This window comes from Nostoc sp. CHAB 5715, from assembly GCF_020829685.1.
Taxonomy (GTDB): domain Bacteria; phylum Cyanobacteriota; class Cyanobacteriia; order Cyanobacteriales; family Nostocaceae; genus Nostoc.
The window spans coordinates 1-17,241 of the sequence record NZ_JAIVFR010000019.1 but is presented as its reverse complement, the minus strand read 5'-3'; the positions used below and the strand labels follow the sequence as shown (position 1 = coordinate 17,241).

The following is a 17,241-nucleotide window of genomic DNA, read 5'->3' as shown; positions in this document are numbered from 1 at the left end:
TCTGAACTCCTTTGGTATCGATCGCGTTGCGGGTCGAGTCATATTTCAAAATAGCTGAAGTGCTTATTATATATACATTCTAGCAGTTTTTGCCCCCCGGGTTCTCTGAGTTTGTGAGAAATGCGGGTATAGTAGTCGGTGCCAAATAAAAGCCTGAAAATCAGTGCTAGAAAAGGTTGTATCAACTAATTCATTTAAAGCACTGATGGCTAAAAGATTTAACAATTTGAAATCTGCTTTAAAATTACTTCGCCCGCTTAGTGGGACTGGCGACGCTGTGGATTTAGCAGATACCTCAGCACTAGGATTTTTTCAGGCAGTTCAATCAGGCAAAAAGTCTGTTGAGTATGGAGATAGGGCAGAAGGCAGCGAGCCAGGAAAGCTTTTGCTTTACTCTCTTGTGCCGTTTGCGACACCAGTTAACACGGCTCCAAAGGTAAAAACTTATCTTTCTCAGCGATCTGAGACTGGTTTTGCAGCAGCTGGCATTGCTGTTGCTGATGCGAACATTTCAAAAGCTCCGGCAGATGTTGCTGCGGCTGTTGAATTAGTAGGATTTGTTGCAGCTAAGGCTGTGATTCGAGTATCTGGAACAACAACAATTACAAAAACTAGTAAGTTGACCGGACAAAAATACAAAACAAAGGGTGGTAACTCATATAGCTACCCTATCGGTTTTGGTGTTGGTGAAACTGCTAAAGGATTTAAAGATGTGAAAGAAGCTATTGCCACTAAGGTAAAAACCAACACTAACCGTTCAGTTTCCTTTACACCCGAAATTTACCGCTAATGATTGAAAAAGTTATAGGGGTAGAAATTCCCCTATATCCTCAAATGACTGAGGATGAAATTGCACTAAGGCTAGAGCAAGAAGAAGCCGCACATTTAGGATTGACATGCTTTTGTAATGGGCAGATAACAATAGAAGAGTACATGGATATTCTGGAGATGTGCGAGGTAGAGATGGATGTTTATTGTCTAAATCTTGAGCAAAATCTGAGCGCTGCGGGATTAATAAATGTGTGAGTGGGATTAATGATTCTCTCAATTGGGATTTGGTACGACGACAAACTTATATAGCGACCCCTGGACCCAAAACTAGTTATATCCCTATTCCCCCTATTTCGATTATTTGCAATAGCTATCTAATGATGTTTGGATTTCGCAATGATCTAGCGAAATCTCATTGGAGATTTGCCGCTAAAGTACACATGAAACTGCTTACACTTCCATCGTCTACTTCTGAATTTATGGCAAGCGTGGACGCTTTTAGTCAAGGATGCGGCTTAAGAGAGTTGACTTTAATTAAATTTCCCGATTTGGGATTACTGCCTTTTATTGCGGAGATTAGAATTCCTAAGTGGCATAGCCAGATGTATGTTGAGGCTTGGAAATATTCAGGTGATGAAATTGATACGAATACTCAATCGTTAAGCTTAATTCAATCACAATTAAGTCAAATTCAATCTAAAATTGATGCTCTTTAAAAAATGAAAATTGATATTAACAATGCTTTCACTGTTGTTTCTCTGATGTTTATGTTAATTGCTGGTATCTATCGACTAGCTCAAATAGAAGCTAGCATTAATGCTAGAATCAGCAATGTACAAACTAATTTATTAACAGCCATTGATTCTCTAAAAGACAATTTTTCTGATAGGTTATATGTCAATGAAAAAAAGTTAGATGTGCATCTGACTGAGTATACAGAGAAAAAATTTTTTGCAGAATACAGGCACAATGCTACTGACAAACTCGTTGAACACAAATTTAACCGTCTTCGGGGGCTGATTAAGCAGCTTGCAGGATTTCTCAATAAAGAATCCGGCTTTATTCTCAGAGATGACGAGTACTAACTTACTGGGGATTCATACTAGCGCGATCGCAAAGCATCATAACCCTTCACTACTTATCCCAGAAATTCTCAAGTATCAGGTGAAAGAGTCAGATTTGGTGGGTGATAGAGCAATACAGTTCAGTTAACGCTAAAAACCTTAAACTGTGTAGGTTGGGGAGCCACTGCGTTGGGCGGGTTTCCCGACTTGAAGCAAGTGGCGTTTGAGGAACGAAACCCAACATTTCCGGGGCTTTGTTGGGTTGCGCTTTGCTTAACCCAACCTACTAAAGCAGTACTAAATTCAGTTGTAGTAGATGGAGCAACAAAGCTTTTAACTTCAACTGCAATTTTTTCTTGATTTCGTTCAGCTGCTAAAACTTTCTCTGCACCGAGGTCGATATACATATCCAAACCACCAAAACGGAGGAAAAGCGGGTCATTAGTGATGAGCCAACCCTCTTTCTCTAAAGCGCGTCTTACTACATCATGGAATATGTCTTTCGCCGCCATAGATTCCTAACATTTGTATTTCTTCCTTACCAAATCTGACTTAAATCCAAAACAAATCCAGCTAGCAAAGGTTCACCATTAAGCGTCTTTGGATTATCCAATACCTCAACCGCAATATTAGGACGATAAATAAAAACTCGGCGTTGTTTTCTATCAATTAACCAACCAAGTTGAGTGCCATTATCAATATACTCTTGCATCTTGTCTTGCAAAATTCGTAAGTTATCACTCTCAGAACGCAATTCAATCACAAACTCAGGACAAATCGGTGCAAATTTTTTTCGCAGTTCCTCTGGTATCGCTTCCCAGCGATCGCGTTTTATCCACGCCGCATCTGGAGAACGCACCGCACCATTAGGCAAAGTAAACCCACCACTGGAACCAAACCCTACACCTGTACCATCTTGCTTTGTCCAAATACCCAACTGAACAATAATATCAAAGTTATGTTGATCAGTTTCCGAACCAGTAGGAGGCATAATCACTAATTCTCCCGTAGCATTACGTTCAATGCGAAAATCACTGTTTAGCTGACAAAATTCATAAAACTGGTCGTCAGTTAGTGCGATCGCAGGTTGCAATTGCAAGACTATTGGTATAATTTCTGTGGCTATAGGTAAGTTAATGGTCATAATTGCTTTGTGGCTACTTCACCTGCTTTAACTATAATCCCTTTACACTCTAGGGCGGAATGTGGATTAACTCATGAAAATCTATGAAAGTCTAAGTATGCAGTAAAATTACTTGTATGAATTCACAGAAAGTAGCGATTATTACGGCTGCTAGTCGGGGGATTGGCGCAGGTTGTGCGCGAGAGTTAGCAGCGCGGGGTTATAGGGTTTCACTGATGGCGCGATCGCCTGATATTCTGGATTTAGCAGATGAGTTGGGCGGTATTGCTACTCAAGGATCAATTACCAATTTTCAAGACTTACAGCGATTGGTAGAGACGACTTTAGCTCAATTCGGTCGTATTGATGCAGTGGTAAATAGTTTTGGAGATCCACCTCGACCAGATTTGCTATCTATTTCTGATGAAATGTGGATAGAAAACTTTGAAATGCTGTTTTTGAGTGTTGTCCGCATCGCTAGATTAGTTACAGAAGCAATGCGATATTCAGGAGGCGGTGTCATCGTGAATATTTCTGCGTGTGACTCCCATGAACCAGAATTAGGGACACCCTTTAGCGGTACACTCCGCGCCGCAATGGAAGGATTTACAAAACTTTATGCCAAGCGTTACAAAGCAGATAGAATTCGCATGGTTTCCGTAGCGCCTTTTTTTGTTGCAGATTCAATGGCAGAGTTAGAGGGATGGAATGTGCCTTCGGATTTGATGTTTGGTCGTCCTACTACCTATGCAGAGTTTGCTAAAATAATTGCTTTTCTGATTTCTGATGATGCCAAGTTTATCACAGGCACAACTCTCAAGGTGGATGAAGCCTATTCTTCTGCTATTTAGTTTTATTTCTAGCTCGGGAAATACAAGCGATGCCTATGGCGGGCTACGCCTACGCACCTGATTACCTCTCCAAAAAGCCAAAATTTTAGGGGTGGTTTCGTAACCACCCCTTTATTCCCCTCATATTTAGAATTTAGTTGCAGTCCCTTTAATGGGAACAGGACTTATATCATGTCCGGCAAATTGCTTATGATATGTCATTGCGAGTGCAACGAAGTGGAGCGAAGCAATTCCCTTTGACTCTGCGATTACTTCACTCCGCTATCGCTGCGTTCGTAATGACAAGTATTTAGCCGGACATGATATTACGCAAAGGCAACGTACTTTCGTCATTGCAAGCGTTGCGAACGCGAGTGCGTCTCTTAGAGTTGCAATCTCGTCAAGACTGGGATTGCAACGCTTGACTGCGTTCCGCTCGCAATGACTAATCTAGGACTTACGCACTGTACAAAATGACTATCATGTGTATCAACGAAGATCCGTTGTTTCAGGCTATTGGCTACTAGCTTAATTATCAGTAGCGTAGGCGCAGCCCGCCGCAGGCATCGCTGGCTAATGGTGAAAAAATCAAACTTGAATGCCTGAAAATCCATATCCATATTTAATTGCTTCTGTCAATGCGTAAGTCCTGATGCAAATTAGATGTGTTCTAGCTTAGTGCTTGCGGCTAAAGCATTAAACAATCCGGTTGACAATTGTCCACACTTCCCCATCTGAGCGGACATAAGGAACGGAGATTGTCTTGAAGCCAGTGATGAAGGGCTTGTAATAAATCTGCCAATACATTGGACTCAGTTGATTAGCACAAGCCTTAAGAAAACGGACTTCTGCGGCTAGTTCTGCCGCCAGTTGATTAATGCGTTGAGCATGAACCTGTGCGACTTCTTTCGCTTCTTCTAGCTGCTGCTGTAGAATAAGTTGTTTTGATTCACCTTGCGATCGCACTAATTTACTTTGTTTTTGTTTTATCTGGGCTTCCAGGGCTGCGATCGCTGCATCTATGCCTTGGAGTTCAACTGATAATTGGGCATTTTCTCTGGCTTGACGGCGGTAGGCTTCAACCATTGCCTGGGGTGAATCATTGTCGCCAGAGATGACATTATTATTAATAGTGAGTGCAGCGCGTTCTTCTAAAAGAATCTGAATTTGAGAGTTAAGCGCCGCCATTTCAGCCTGAATTTGCTCCATAAATCGAGTTTTTAAGTGCTGAGTAAAATATTAAAAGCTTTTTGCGCCTTGGGTATCGAGAGAAAGCGATTGCACCTCGGCTGTAATTCCTTTTTCTTGCCAAGCAGCTAACATAGCCGCCTCCACTGCCTTTGAGTGTAATTTATTCGCCAAAGCTAACAGTGTCGGCCCCGCACCACTAATTACCATACCATAAGCACCAGCACTAATAGCTGCTATGTTGAGAGCATCATAACCAGGAATTAAAGCTTTGCGATAGGGCTGATGCAATCTATCTTGTAAAGCTGTCTTTAACCATTGTCCGTTACCAGTTTCCAAGCCGCGCAACAATAACCCCAAATGTGCTGTATTGAAAATCGCATCGGCGCGACTCACTTGAGTTGGGAGAACGCCCCGCGCCTCTGAAGTAGAAAGTTCAAAATTAGGAATAGCTACAACTGGTACAATATCTTGATGCCAGGGAACATCACAAATTTCCCAAGCTGCGCCACTGCTAGCAGCGAGACGACATCCTCCCAACAAAGCTGGAACTACATTATCAGGATGTCCTTCCATTGCGATCGCTAACTCCATCACCTGCGACTGACTCATAGGCGTACCTTCCAGTTGATTAGCAGCAACCAAGCCACCAACAATTGCTGTCGCAGAACTACCCAAACCCCTCGCCAACGGAACACCTAACTTAATCTCTATTTTCACAGTTGGCGGTGTCTGCTCTATATATTGATAGAACTTGACAAACGCTTGGTAGAGGAGATTACTTTCATCAGTTTGTACTCGTTGGGCTTCGGTACCAGTGACATGAATAGTTAGTCCACCTTCTTGGCGAGTGAACTTGAACTCGTTGTACAACTTTAATGCTGCACCGATACAATCAAAACCAGGCCCCAAATTCGCAGTTGTGGCGGGAACGATAACAGTGATAGCAGAAACAACAGACATTGGCAAAACTCACTAATCATCAACAAGCATCTCATGTAAAGGGTTGATTTGTTTACTAGTAATGCTAATTATCTGTTGTGGTAGTTTGCATAACCATCTGAGTGTTTACATTTTATTAATATATTTTTTTATTTACAGCATTTTTCAGGTATTTAGACCACAGATGAGACGGGGAGTAGGGAGTGGTGTAGTTCAATTACTTGAAAAGCGCTGTAATAATTGAAAAATCATGTTATTTTTGGTTAATATATAGGACTAATATTTGATTTCTGAAAAAGCTCGGGACAACTCGAAAAGCCTAATTCCCTATTCCCTATTCCCTACTCCCCACTCCCCGCCTACGTAGATAATTTCAAAAATCAAATACGATTCCTATATAGGACTTACGCATGAGTCACGGAATAACGAACCGCAAAGGCACGAAGGACGCGTTCGCCCTTGGCGTCTCCGACAGGAGAAGGAATAAAAGTTGCAGAGAGTTTTTGCGTAAGTCCTGATATATTGACTATTTATATTAACTAATTTACAGCAGTTTTCATGTATTTGAACCACATCTGTTGTAGGGGTAAAGCGCATTGCTCATACGTGTCAACTTAACGTAAAAGCCATGTCCCGCAAGGAACTTCAGTTCCTTGCTAATAGCGAAAGTCATCTTTTGATGACTAAATAATCCGAAAAATTTTTAGTCTACTTTAGTAGACTTTAGCTAGGAGCCGCTGAAATTCATTTCTGGGCGGGCGTGGAAGCCAACAGATAAGCGATTTTTAGCTTAAGTTGACACCAATGAGCAATGCGCTTTACCCCTACCGCGTGGTCTATTTACCTGAAAATAGCTGTAATAAATGGAATATTTAAAGCGCTTTCTTGAGTATGCTCCTGAGGCGTATGATGCTATTCGTGATGCTGACGATGTAGCAGAGATTGCACATAATACTGGATGGGCAGAGTTTCGCATTCGACGGATCAAAAAACATTTATTTTATGATGAACACCAGTTGGATTACGATCTCGGATTTAACCGCTTTAGTCCTGATCCAGATATAGCAGATGCCTGGATTAGGTTACAGCGAGGTAATTTTAACCCTGAAGATTTGAGACTACTGGAACATGAATACTTTGAGTCGAGGTTTGAAGGCATTTTCCATACTAACTACCGTACAGCTCATGATGCTACTGAACGCTCTGGTCGTTTGTGGAGTCCTCCAGTAACATGAGCATAACTCAAATGAGTTAAAACTGAAGTATCCAACTTTTACAGACCACATTAATCTTTTATGGCTTTTTACGTATTGATTCTAAAAGAAAAGGAGGATGAGACCGGCGTTATTTACCGCTTTGGTCCACATGAAGATCGTCTCGGCTCTTTGTGGATAGATAAATTGAGTGGAGAAGTTAAAGAACTTCAAGAAACACCAGAGCAAAACTCGCAGGCATTTTTTCAACGAGCAGCAGTAAAGGTTTGGCAACATTGGAAAAAAGGAGCTTTTCCAGAAAAAATATGTTGGGCATCGTAAGAATGATTTGGGATTGATAGCCTATCGCTGTAGATAGGCTATCAATACTCTGTTCTTCCTCAGAAAGATACTTAGAAGTTTTTGAAGTTAGCATTGGCTCTTTTCGACAAATTTATTGGTCAAAAAGCTTACTTCAAAGTTCCCAAAACGGGCGCTATCTCAACCTCGGAAATTTGCGGAACCAAGAATCTATGAGCATAAATCTGGGGATTTGTTTGCGAGACTATGGCATAAGACTGACGAAGATTAGCATTGACTGCAACGGTCTTCACGTCGTACATCTGCATCGCCATTTTGGGATAGAAACCAATGCCAATAATCATCAGCAGAAAACAGGCAGCGATAAACACCTCACGCGGTCTAGCATCGTCGTAGACTGCTTCTTCTGGTACTAAGCAATCTGTACCAAAACAAACTGTTCCCTCATCTTCTTGATTTTCCGAATTTGCATTATTAATGTCGCAGATGAGTGCTGCACCTTTACCATAAAATACCTCTCGCAGCATGGAAAGTAGATAGATAGGTGTGAGGATGACTCCAACGGCGGCGAGAAAAACTGTTACGGTGCAGAAAGTTGAACTGTAAACGTCACTGCTTGTCATCCCAACGAATACCGATAGTTCGCCAGCGAAGCCACTCATACCGGGAAGTGCTAGGGATGCCATTGCTCCAATTGTAAACAGGGCAAAGACTTTGGGCATGGCTTGACCAATACCGCCCATATCTTTCATTACCATTGTGTGGGTGCGATCGTAAGTAACACCTGCTAAAAAGAACAGCACCGATGCAATCAAACCATGCGAAATCATCTGTAACATCGCGCCGTTGATTCCCAAATCAGTGAACGACGCAATCCCAAGCAGCACAAACCCCATGTGAGAAATCGACGAATAAGCTAAACGCCGCTTCATATTCGTCTGAGCAAAGGAGTTCAATGCACCATAGATAATGTTGACAACACCCAAAATTGCTAGGACTGGCGCAAAGTAAATGTGTGCATCGGGAAGCAACTCAAGATTCAGGCGAATCAGTCCGTATCCGCCCATCTTTAGCAATACTCCAGCCAAAATCATCGATACAGGAGATGATGCTTCGCCGTGGGCATCAGGCAACCAGGTATGCATCGGGAAAACAGCAAGCTTGACACCAAATGCAATCAGCAACCCTGCATAAAGTAGCAGCTGTAGTCCAAGGGGATATTCCTTCCTGGCGAGGGCGGTTATATCAAATGTCATATCACCGTCGCCGTATAGTCCCATTGCCAGGGCTGCCACCAAAATAAATATAGAAGCTGCTGCGGTATACAACAAAAATTTGGTAGCCGCATAACGTCGCCTTTGCCCACCCCAAATACAGACTAGTAGGTAGACGGGTATCAACTCTACTTCCCACATAATGAAAAATAGCAGCAAGTCTTTAGCAACGAACACCCCTACCTGTGCGGAATACAGCACCAGCATTAAAAAATAGAAAAGGCGGTGTCGGTGATCAACTTGCCAGGCCGAAAAAATCGAGAGTGTGGTGACAAATCCTGCTAGCAGCACAAGTGGCGCTGAAAGTCCATCGACCGATACTGCCCAGTTAAGACCCAACTGAGGCATCCAGGCATAATTTTCCACCATTTGAAAACTAGCATTGCTGACATCGTAATGCTTCCAAAAGGCGTAGCACATCAAGGCGAAGTCTGCGATACCTATACCTAATGCATACCATCGAACGCGCTTACCATCTTTATCAGGCAGCACAGGGATGAGCAGGGAAGCAACGAGTGGCAGCAAGACAATCGCGGTAAGCCAGGGAAATTGATCCGCTATCATGTATATGAGAAAAAATACTTATTTGGGATGGTGTCATTGTACTAAAACTTGGTAACAGTTCCTTCATAAATATTTATTTGTTCCAGTTAACCGCTTTGACTAAAAAATAATTGATTTGAAAATGGGGAGCGGGAGAGACGCGATTAATCGCGTCTGTACTGGGGAGTGGGGAAGAAAGATTTTCATGTGTTGTAAGCAGTTCACGATCGCTACTTAGTTGCTTACGGTACTAATCCAGCCCGCAAAGCACGGACGGCAGCCTGTGTCCGGTCAGCAACACAGAGTTTATTGAGAATACCTCGAACATGAGTTTTTACAGTACCGACTGTTAAATAGAGCCTTTTAGCAATTTCTGCATTGTCACACCCGGCGACAATCAACTCTAAAACATCCATCTCCCTATGAGTTAAAGGATAGGTGACTATACTTTTCTCAACATCTGGGTCAATACCTTCAATCAAGACTCTTTTTCCAGATGCGCCTCTGCTACCATCGGGGAAATCTTGACGTATTTGTTGTAGTACAAGGTCTGCGATCGCTGGATCGATCCATGAGCTACCTGCATAAGTTGTTCGCACAGCTTCAACTAGTCTCTCAGTTTCGATATCCTTCATGCAATAAGAATCTGCACCTGCTGCAAATGCTGCTAAAACTGCCTGTTCGCTGTTTTGCATGGTTAAAATTAGCAGTTTTGTGGTATAATCTTCATTCTCTGCTTGATATTGCCTAAATGTGCGTGTTAGCTCAATACCATCCATGTCAGGCAAACCGATGTCAATAGTAGCAACATCCGGCTTGAGAGTTTTCAGAAGCTTGATGCCCTCGGCTGCATTGGCTGCTTCACCAACAATGTTAAACTCTGGCTGGGTTTGTAAGGCCGCCCGTAAGCCGATTCTCGTAAGGTTGTGATCTTCAATCACGAGGATCTTGATTTCATTCATAGTTGCTTAACTTTACTGTTATCTATCTAAAGTACAGATTAAAATAATCTCGTTCTTCTATCCGGGATCTTATACAAAAAGCAATGTAGTTGGTATTGTTCCCTTAACTTCATCTACCATTAGAGATAAATAACCTTATCTCGTAAGTTTTTCTAAAGCAAGAGTTTCGATATGACAATAATAAGTCAAGTCAATCAAAAAATATTTTTATACATTAACCTGAGGATAGATGTTTCATGGTAAACAATTTTTCATTGAAAATCCGCTAGCAAGCAAGAGTGAGTGGCATTAAATAGTTGCCCTTGCGGTGGCTACCGATGATGTACATGAAGCCAATTCGCAATACTTCGGCTACGCTCAGTACAAGTTCGCAATTAAACTAAGCCTGACACTAGGGGTGGGGTTTCAACCTACCTTGCGATACAAAGATTATTTCGCCCACTTTCTTGCGAGGTTTTTACCTTTTCCCCTTATTGATAAAAGAGACTAAACTACCTCACCCTAAAACCCAGACACAGATATTGCTTGGATAACCAGACGGCTAAGATATTTGTTAAGACAATAGTATGTTAATACATTTATTAAACGAAGCTTCAGTGTAATTACTTAAGAAAGTTAGGAAACTTTAAACGAAAATATGAATCCTTATAATCTTAGTGCTGGTGAAGTAAGCTATTACTAGATTTGCGAGGGATAGCCAAGCACTTCTTTTTTTATTTAGCCATGTGTTTAACTAAAACTGTCAAAAAAGATAAAATTCTGGTTGTCGATGATATTTTTGACAATTTACTGGTCTTAGAAGCTGTCCTAGAAGATGAGGGCTATGAAATTAGCTTAGTCGAAGATAGCAAAATTGCTCTGGCTATGGTTGAAGAGTCGCCACCAGACATAATTCTCTTAGATGTGATGATGCCGGAGATAGATGGGTATGAATTTACTCGACGCATTCGGCAGAATCCGGCGTTGCCATTTATCCCTATTTTGCTGCTCACGGCTCACTATGCGTCTAGTGTTGTGGAAGGACTTGATGCTGGTGCAGATGACTTTATTCGTAAACCATTCGATCCTGATGAACTACATGCACGAGTGCGATCGCTCCTGCGTCTCAAGCATAGTATCGACGAACGAGATCAGATGGCTAACCTACGGGCAGATTTTGTCTCCCGTTTTACTCACGATTTACGCATACCACTGGTAGCCTCCAACCGCGTATTAAAATTATTGCTGGAAGGCAGGTTTTGCGATGTTTCGCCACAATTGCAAGAAATAATTGATACCATGATTGGCAGTAATCAAGACCTGCTGGAAATGGTAAATACCTTGCTAGAAGTTTATCGTCATGAAGCGGGCTGTAAAACCTTAAAAATTTCTCCCTGCAATATTCAGGAATTAGTTGGTGAAGTTTCTCAAGAATTAACTCCCTTAGCTGAAGAAAAAGGATTAGCTGTAAATATTGATCGAGGTGAAACTGCAAGCACCATCATGGGCGATCGCGTAGAACTGCGGCGAGTTTTGACAAATATCATCGGCAATGCCATCAAATTTACAGACAAAGGTTCTGTAGATATTCACTGCTATCCTACTTTGGTAGCTGTGACTATTGACATCCAAGATACAGGGCCAGGAATTTCTAAACAAGATCAGGCAATATTATTCGAGCGATTTCGCCAAGGTAAACACCAGCGTTCTGGTAGTGGTTTGGGACTATATTTATCTCGCTGCATTATTGAAGCACATCAAGGCACAATCGATGTGACATCGGAACCAGGACAGGGTAGTACATTCACTATCCGTCTACCTGTAGCTAGTGAAAACTAAGAGGATGTTTGTAAAGTCTAATTTATCTGTGCGAACAAGGGTTTTAGTCCACTTTAGTGGACTTTAGCTATCAGCCCAGAAATTTATTTCTGGGCGGGCGATGGTGCTAATCGAGAATGCTGCAAGATATCAGTAGATAGTGCAGTATTAGCTAGTCCGTGTACTCAATTCCGGGTAAATGAGACGAGATGCTTCAAAATACTTTCGTATTTAATCACTAAATGAGGTTAGTTAGATGTCTGAACTTACGGATGAACTTCAATATATTTTGAATTGGTTAGAATCTAGCAATCTTGATTTCTTTGATTGTTACAATCCAGGTTTAACTCGCCAGGATAATCCGAATAGATGAAGAAAAGCTGGAACTTGAAAAAGAAATATATCGAAAATATAACTCTTAATTAGAGGGAATCTGAAGCTGGAGAAGAACAAATTGCTTCCTTAGAAAAACTGTGGTATTTAAATATTAATAAAAAAAGAGCTTGAATAAAAATAATAATGAAGTACTTATTTCTAATTTGGGTGCTTATACTCTCTTTCGTCGCTCCTAGTGCAGCGATCGCTGACAACAAGCCGCTTTACGTCTATGCTCAAGCAAGACAGCCCTATACTTTAATATCTGGAGTTGGGACAATCCACCATCCAGTTTCTACTTCTAATCCCCAAGCGCAAGAGTTTTTCGATCAGGGATTAAATTTGATTTACGCTTTCAATCATGATGAGGCGGTGCGTTCTTTTCAATACGCTGCCAAACTCGATCCGCATTTAGCGATCGCATATTGGGGTATCGCTCTAGCTCTAGGCCCTAATATTAACTTAGCAATGGACCCAAACCAAGAATTAGCTGCTTACCAAGCGGTACAGCAAGCTTTAGCACTTTCCACCCAAGCGTCTGCCCAAGAACGAGATTACATTACCGCCTTAGCAAAACGTTACTCCCAAGATGCTGATGCAGACTTGTATCAACTAGCCGTAGACTATGCAAAAGCAATGGGAACCCTAGTTAAGCGCTATCCAGATGATTTGGATGCGGCGACGCTTTACGCTGAAAGCTTGATGGATCTGCATCCTTGGCAGCACTGGACTAAAGATGGCAAGCCACAGCCAGATACAGAAGAAATTGTGGCTATTTTAGAATCTGTTCTCAAACGTAACCCGAATCATACCGGAGCTAATCATTATTATATTCATGCAGTGGAAGCCTCACCTTCCCCAGAACGGGCCCTTGTGAGTGCCAAAAGACTAGGAACCCTAGCACCAACGGCGGGACACTTGGTACACATGCCTTCTCATATTTATTTTCGTGTAGGAGATTATGAAGGGGCAATGCAGGCAAACGAGCAGGCGATCGCTCAAGATGATATTTACATTAAGAAATATCAAGTCCAGGGCACTTATCCCATGATGTACTACAACCACAACATACATTTTCTCATGGTGGCCAGTAGCATGGCAGGAAAATATAAAGATGCTCTCCAAGCCGCAGAGACGTTAGTCGCAAATGCTACTGCAATTGACCCGTATGCACCTATGCTTGAGGGATTCCTGGGCAGCAAAATGCTGATTCAGACACGCTTTAGTGATTGGGATGCCATCTTGAAAACTCCCGCCCCCGATACTAAATTGCCTACTACCACAGCACTTTGGCATTTTGCTCGCGGCATGGCAAGTGCAGCCACAGGTAAACTTGAAGATGCAGCAAGTGAAAGTCGGGCATTACTTGCCGCCAAACAAGGAATTTACACCGAAGCAACTATTGGATTTAGTCTTGCCAGTCGCATTTTAGACATTGCCTCAAAAGTTCTAGATGCCAAAATTGCTAGAGAAAAGCATGATTATGAATCTGCCATTTTATTGCTAGAAAAAGCGGTGGCAGTAGAAGATACTCTTGATTACGTGGAACCACCAGACTGGTACTTTCCGACGCGGGAATCTTTAGGCAGTGTACTTTTGGCTAAGGGTGACTATACACAGGCTGAGAAAGTCTTTCGTGCCGATCTAGAAAAGTATCCCCATAATGGGCGTTCTCTATTTGGCTTGCAGACAAGTTTACAGGCACTGGGCAAAGATAAGGCTGCTCAACTTGTCAAAGCCGAATTGGAAACAGCTTGGAAAGGTGATGATAAGCAACTTGACATAGCCAACATGTATTGAAGAATTCAGAATCCAGAAATCAGCTATCTTTCGACGCTACGCATTGGCAAAAGACAACGCACCAGAAGGCGGTTAGATAATTTTTACAACTCAAATTAGGATTGCTATAGGGACTTCCAGAGAATAAATTACCCAATTTATTCAGATGATATTTTTCTTTTCCCCCTGCTCAAGAGCCTACACAGCGATTGATTATTTTTTTAATTGGAAGTCCCATACCCTTTATTTGTTGCCTGACTTTGCCTTTCATATTAAAATTTGGGAGTAATACTTTTGGTTAATACAGTCAAACGTTCAATTCGGATATTAAAGATGCGCCCCTGCATGTCTGATTTCCTTGATCGCCCTACAGGATTTATCTTCTTCCATTTCCAACCCTTTTTTGCGGTGGGCTGTACTTATGGTAGGTGGGGGCAGGCGATCGCACTTACGCGATCGTATCACTAGTTAATTATTTGTTAACGATCTACTGGATGCAGAGAGTTGGCTCGTATGTCATCCTAGATAAGGAGAGTTAATTTGGTGATGTCTTTGGTTTTAGTATTGAAAGGCTTTTTCCTTTTAGTATTTACAGACTACTCAGAGAAATTAAAATCTCTACACAGTGATGATTTTGGAGAGAATCGATGTCAATTTATGTAGGTAACCTCTCTTATGACGTTACACAAGAAGATTTAAGTGGTATTTTTGCAGAATATGGTACTGTAAAACGGGTTCAAGTACCTACTGACCGTGAAACAGGTCGTCCACGCGGCTTTGCTTTTGTGGAAATGGGAACCGAAGCTGAAGAAGCAGCTGCCATTGAAGCTCTCGATGGTGCTGAGTGGATGGGTCGTGACCTGAAAGTGAATAAGGCTAAACCTAAAGAAGATAGAGGTGACAGAGGTTCCTTCGGTGGTGGTAGAGGAGGATACAGTGGTGGTGGCGGCGGTGGACGCAACCGCTACTAATTTTGGAAACAAAAAAAATTTACCTAGAGTCTTAAGGTCAGACAAGGTGTCTGTCTTTTTTTTGTAATGTTAGTGCTTCCATAGCCATTGATGAAGTCAACTTAGTTAGGAGAGATAATGACCCAAGTAATTGTAGGTGACAATGAACACATTGAGTCAGCCTTACGGCGATTTAAGCGAGAAGTTTCCAAGGCTGGAATTTTTCCAGACATGAGAAAGCATCGTCATTTTGAAACGCCTCTAGAAAAACGCAAGCGCAAAGAAGTTGCCAAGCACAGACAAAGTAAGAGAAGTTTCCGTAACTAAGGGCTGACATACATATAAACGAATGCCCTCATAGATTTTATGAGGGTTTTCCTTTTGCCTATTTTAAAATCAGGAAACCTAAAGAAACGCTAAAATCAAGTCAGCCTTTGTATTGTAGCGGTTGTGTCCCACATCACCCAGAGGGCGGTTCACTGTATAAATCCTGATTGTCAACGTCCTTATCCTCAGCCTTGGGGAAACAAATTTTGCAACAGTTGTGGCGCACCGCTAGAACTGTTAGACCGCTATGTTCCACTTCAGGCTTTGGGGTCGGGAGGATTTGCTCAAATTTACACGGTTTGGGATGAAAAAACTCAAACAGAGAAAGTGCTGAAGGTGTTGGTAGAAGATTCACCAAAGGCACTAGAGTTATTTACCCAAGAAGCGGCGGTTTTATCTAGTTTGCACCATCCAGGTGTCCCCAGAGTCGATGCTGAAGGGTATTTTCAGGTACAACTGTTTAACCCCAAACCGCACCAATTGCCTTGTCTGGTAATGGAAAAAATCAATGGGCGGACTTTAGAGGAGATATTAAAAAAGTTTCCCCAAGGATGTCCAGAGGATTTGGTTTTAAACTGGTTTGCCCAAGCTGTACAGATTTTACAAGAATTACACAAACGTCAGATTCTTCACCGGGATATCAAACCTTCTAATTTAATGCTGGGCAGTTCTTCGCCATCTTTAACCCCGTCTCAAGGGCAAACAGGGGGCGATCGCTTAGTACTAATTGATTTTGGAGGGGCAAAACAATTTAGCGCCTCTAAGCTGCGTTCTCAGTCTAGTTCCACCCGATTATTTTCTTCTGGCTACAGTCCACCAGAACAAGTGACTGGAGGTATTGTCGGGCCAAGTGCCGATTTTTATGCCCTTGGTCGAACGATGATTGAATTACTAACAGGCAAGTACCCGCTAGAGTTGGAAGATCAGCAAACGGGGAAATTGCGGTGGCGAACTGCGGTAAATGTCAACCCCCAATTGGCAGATTTGCTGGATGAGATGGTGCAGGAAGATGTGCGATCGCGTCCAGCAAATGCAGCTATAATTCAAAAACGTTTGGCGAAGATTTCTCAACCATTACCGCCACTAGGATTATTCGCCCAACTGCGAGACAACGTTAAACAAGCCTCAACGCAAGTTTCCCAAAGATTTACACAGCTAATACAAGCTATTGAACAAGTTTTAGCTAACTTTAGCCAAGCTGTAACTAAAACCGTTATTTTTATCGCTCAGACAATCATCAAAATTTTCCTAGCTTGTTTGGCGACAATTTGGGCGATGATCCTGGCTTATGTTGGCGCTTGTTTTGGTGCGATCGCAGGTTTTATTTTGGCATATCACACAAGCTTGGGTCGTCAGGTTGTGGAATTTATTGGGAGTCAGCTAAACCAATTAGTGCCAAATACTCAACCCGTCTTCGGGGCAGATATTTTGGTATTCATCGCCGCAGGCTGGGGAACCGCTTGGGGGCTGACAGTATCCGGGTGTTTTGGTCAACAGCGACGCTTTTTAGTAGCGTCGCTGATGGGCATGATTAGCTATGGCTTCGGTTGGTTGATTTTGCAATTAATCACACCCAAAGATAGCGGGGAGGGCTTAGTGGCAGTAATTTTAGTGGGAGTTTGCCTACTCACCTTAAGTTTAGGACTTCGCAGCCATCACATAGTGTACGCTGTGTTCGCTGCCTTTGGTAGTGCGATCGCCTATGCAGTTTTGATTCTTTTGAGGTTAGCACCTCCGATTTTCCAATTCTCTAGTCAACCAGGCTGGTCAGAATTACAGTTACCTCTGATTTTTTTTGGTTC

The 17,241-nt window shown here is 42.3% G+C and carries 20 protein-coding genes; 14 read left to right on the top strand and 6 right to left on the bottom strand.

Annotation, left to right across the window (positions count from 1 at the left end; translation table 11 throughout):
- The first annotated feature begins 226 nt into the window (after positions 1-226).
- The 5 genes from LC574_RS02205 (at position 227) to LC574_RS02185 (ending at position 1,983) form a co-directional block, all read left to right on the top strand.
- Positions 227-790, top strand: coding sequence for a hypothetical protein (locus tag LC574_RS02205; protein WP_229451300.1), 564 nt, complete (start codon positions 227-229; stop codon positions 788-790).
- Positions 790-1,026: a hypothetical protein gene (locus tag LC574_RS02200; protein ID WP_229451299.1), complete on the top strand. Its 237-nt coding sequence runs from the start codon at positions 790-792 to the stop codon at positions 1,024-1,026. Before LC574_RS02205 ends, LC574_RS02200 begins: the two co-directional genes overlap by 1 nt.
- Positions 1,027-1,148: 122 nt before the next feature.
- Complete coding sequence (locus LC574_RS02195; protein ID WP_229451298.1) at positions 1,149-1,487, top strand: hypothetical protein; 339 nt, start codon at positions 1,149-1,151, stop codon at positions 1,485-1,487.
- A 3-nt stretch (positions 1,488-1,490) separates the two neighbouring features.
- Positions 1,491-1,856 (top strand): hypothetical protein, encoded by a 366-nt coding sequence (locus LC574_RS02190; protein ID WP_229451297.1) that lies wholly within the window; start codon positions 1,491-1,493, stop codon positions 1,854-1,856.
- A complete protein-coding gene (locus tag LC574_RS02185) occupies positions 1,843-1,983 on the top strand; it encodes a protein rep (RefSeq protein ID WP_229451296.1) in 141 nt (46 codons plus the stop codon). Before LC574_RS02190 ends, LC574_RS02185 begins: the two co-directional genes overlap by 14 nt.
- On the opposite strand, the gene LC574_RS02180 is transcribed toward LC574_RS02185, so the two are convergent.
- Both LC574_RS02180 and LC574_RS02175 read right to left on the bottom strand, forming a co-directional pair.
- Entirely contained in the window at positions 1,976-2,347 is a 372-nt protein-coding gene (locus LC574_RS02180) for a XisH family protein (protein ID WP_229451295.1), read from the bottom strand. The two genes, LC574_RS02185 and LC574_RS02180, sit on opposite strands and share 8 nt — an antisense overlap.
- Positions 2,348-2,373: 26 nt before the next feature.
- Positions 2,374-2,979: a Uma2 family endonuclease gene (locus LC574_RS02175; RefSeq protein WP_229451294.1), complete on the bottom strand. Its 606-nt coding sequence runs from the start codon at positions 2,977-2,979 to the stop codon at positions 2,374-2,376.
- Positions 2,980-3,095: 116 nt separating this feature from the next.
- On the opposite strand from LC574_RS02175, the gene LC574_RS02170 reads away from it, so the two are divergent.
- Entirely contained in the window at positions 3,096-3,809 is a 714-nt protein-coding gene (locus LC574_RS02170; RefSeq protein ID WP_229451293.1) for an SDR family oxidoreductase, read from the top strand.
- A 675-nt stretch (positions 3,810-4,484) separates the two neighbouring features.
- Here the strand turns inward: LC574_RS02170 and LC574_RS02165 are convergent.
- Positions 4,485-4,997: a hypothetical protein gene (locus tag LC574_RS02165; RefSeq protein ID WP_229451292.1), complete on the bottom strand. Its 513-nt coding sequence runs from the start codon at positions 4,995-4,997 to the stop codon at positions 4,485-4,487.
- 30 nt (positions 4,998-5,027) lie between these two features.
- Positions 5,028-5,939: a homoserine kinase gene (gene thrB / locus LC574_RS02160; protein ID WP_229451291.1), complete on the bottom strand. Its 912-nt coding sequence runs from the start codon at positions 5,937-5,939 to the stop codon at positions 5,028-5,030.
- Between the two features lie 842 nt (positions 5,940-6,781).
- Between thrB and LC574_RS02155 the strand changes: the two genes are divergently transcribed.
- Together LC574_RS02155 and LC574_RS02150 are read left to right on the top strand one after the other, a co-directional pair.
- Positions 6,782-7,153, top strand: coding sequence for a hypothetical protein (locus tag LC574_RS02155; RefSeq protein ID WP_229451290.1), 372 nt, complete (start codon positions 6,782-6,784; stop codon positions 7,151-7,153).
- A gap of 60 nt (positions 7,154-7,213) precedes the next feature.
- On the top strand, positions 7,214-7,453 hold the full coding sequence (locus tag LC574_RS02150) for a hypothetical protein (protein WP_229451289.1): 240 nt from the start codon (positions 7,214-7,216) through the stop codon (positions 7,451-7,453).
- A gap of 128 nt (positions 7,454-7,581) precedes the next feature.
- Here LC574_RS02150 and LC574_RS02145 read toward each other — a convergent pair whose 3' ends face one another.
- A complete protein-coding gene (locus LC574_RS02145) occupies positions 7,582-9,270 on the bottom strand; it encodes an NAD(P)H-quinone oxidoreductase subunit 4 (protein ID WP_229451288.1) in 1,689 nt (562 codons plus the stop codon).
- Positions 9,271-9,491: 221 nt separating this feature from the next.
- Complete coding sequence (locus LC574_RS02140; RefSeq protein WP_229451287.1) at positions 9,492-10,211, bottom strand: response regulator transcription factor; 720 nt, start codon at positions 10,209-10,211, stop codon at positions 9,492-9,494.
- A 723-nt stretch (positions 10,212-10,934) separates the two neighbouring features.
- Here LC574_RS02140 and LC574_RS02135 point away from each other — a divergent pair.
- From LC574_RS02135 to LC574_RS02110, 6 genes are all read left to right on the top strand, one after another.
- A complete protein-coding gene (locus LC574_RS02135) occupies positions 10,935-12,029 on the top strand; it encodes a hybrid sensor histidine kinase/response regulator (RefSeq protein ID WP_229451286.1) in 1,095 nt (364 codons plus the stop codon).
- 498 nt (positions 12,030-12,527) lie between these two features.
- Positions 12,528-14,183, top strand: coding sequence for a hypothetical protein (locus LC574_RS02130; protein WP_229451285.1), 1,656 nt, complete (start codon positions 12,528-12,530; stop codon positions 14,181-14,183).
- 273 nt (positions 14,184-14,456) lie between these two features.
- Positions 14,457-14,630, top strand: coding sequence for a hypothetical protein (locus LC574_RS02125; RefSeq protein WP_229451284.1), 174 nt, complete (start codon positions 14,457-14,459; stop codon positions 14,628-14,630).
- Positions 14,631-14,809: 179 nt separating this feature from the next.
- Complete coding sequence (locus LC574_RS02120) at positions 14,810-15,133, top strand: RNA-binding protein (RefSeq protein WP_229451283.1); 324 nt, start codon at positions 14,810-14,812, stop codon at positions 15,131-15,133.
- A gap of 117 nt (positions 15,134-15,250) precedes the next feature.
- The gene (gene rpsU / locus LC574_RS02115) at positions 15,251-15,439 is read left to right on the top strand and encodes a 30S ribosomal protein S21 (RefSeq protein WP_012407716.1); all 189 of its coding nucleotides are present in this window, start codon (positions 15,251-15,253) and stop codon (positions 15,437-15,439) included.
- 123 nt (positions 15,440-15,562) lie between these two features.
- Positions 15,563-17,241, top strand: a 1,679-nt coding sequence (locus tag LC574_RS02110) for a serine/threonine-protein kinase (RefSeq protein ID WP_229451282.1), incomplete at its 3' end; no start/stop codon positions are given.

Bases quoted from the DNA above. Each gene is read 5' to 3' on its own strand.
- LC574_RS02200 (WP_229451299.1), top strand. From the start codon at position 790: ATGATTGAAAAAGTTATAGGGGTAGAAATTCCCCTATATCCTCAAATG.
- LC574_RS02195 (WP_229451298.1), top strand. From the start codon at position 1,149: ATGATGTTTGGATTTCGCAATGATCTAGCGAAATCTCATTGGAGATTT.
- LC574_RS02190 (WP_229451297.1), top strand. From the start codon at position 1,491: ATGAAAATTGATATTAACAATGCTTTCACTGTTGTTTCTCTGATGTTT.
- LC574_RS02185 (WP_229451296.1), top strand. From the start codon at position 1,843: ATGACGAGTACTAACTTACTGGGGATTCATACTAGCGCGATCGCAAAG.
- LC574_RS02180 (WP_229451295.1), bottom strand. From the start codon at position 2,347: ATGGCGGCGAAAGACATATTCCATGATGTAGTAAGACGCGCTTTAGAG.
- LC574_RS02175 (WP_229451294.1), bottom strand. From the start codon at position 2,979: ATGACCATTAACTTACCTATAGCCACAGAAATTATACCAATAGTCTTG.
- LC574_RS02170 (WP_229451293.1), top strand. From the start codon at position 3,096: ATGAATTCACAGAAAGTAGCGATTATTACGGCTGCTAGTCGGGGGATT.
- LC574_RS02165 (WP_229451292.1), bottom strand. From the start codon at position 4,997: ATGGAGCAAATTCAGGCTGAAATGGCGGCGCTTAACTCTCAAATTCAG.
- thrB (WP_229451291.1), bottom strand. From the start codon at position 5,939: ATGTCTGTTGTTTCTGCTATCACTGTTATCGTTCCCGCCACAACTGCG.
- LC574_RS02155 (WP_229451290.1), top strand. From the start codon at position 6,782: ATGGAATATTTAAAGCGCTTTCTTGAGTATGCTCCTGAGGCGTATGAT.
- LC574_RS02150 (WP_229451289.1), top strand. From the start codon at position 7,214: ATGGCTTTTTACGTATTGATTCTAAAAGAAAAGGAGGATGAGACCGGC.
- LC574_RS02145 (WP_229451288.1), bottom strand. From the start codon at position 9,270: ATGATAGCGGATCAATTTCCCTGGCTTACCGCGATTGTCTTGCTGCCA.
- LC574_RS02140 (WP_229451287.1), bottom strand. From the start codon at position 10,211: ATGAATGAAATCAAGATCCTCGTGATTGAAGATCACAACCTTACGAGA.
- LC574_RS02135 (WP_229451286.1), top strand. From the start codon at position 10,935: ATGTGTTTAACTAAAACTGTCAAAAAAGATAAAATTCTGGTTGTCGAT.
- LC574_RS02130 (WP_229451285.1), top strand. From the start codon at position 12,528: ATGAAGTACTTATTTCTAATTTGGGTGCTTATACTCTCTTTCGTCGCT.
- LC574_RS02120 (WP_229451283.1), top strand. From the start codon at position 14,810: ATGTCAATTTATGTAGGTAACCTCTCTTATGACGTTACACAAGAAGAT.
- rpsU (WP_012407716.1), top strand. From the start codon at position 15,251: ATGACCCAAGTAATTGTAGGTGACAATGAACACATTGAGTCAGCCTTA.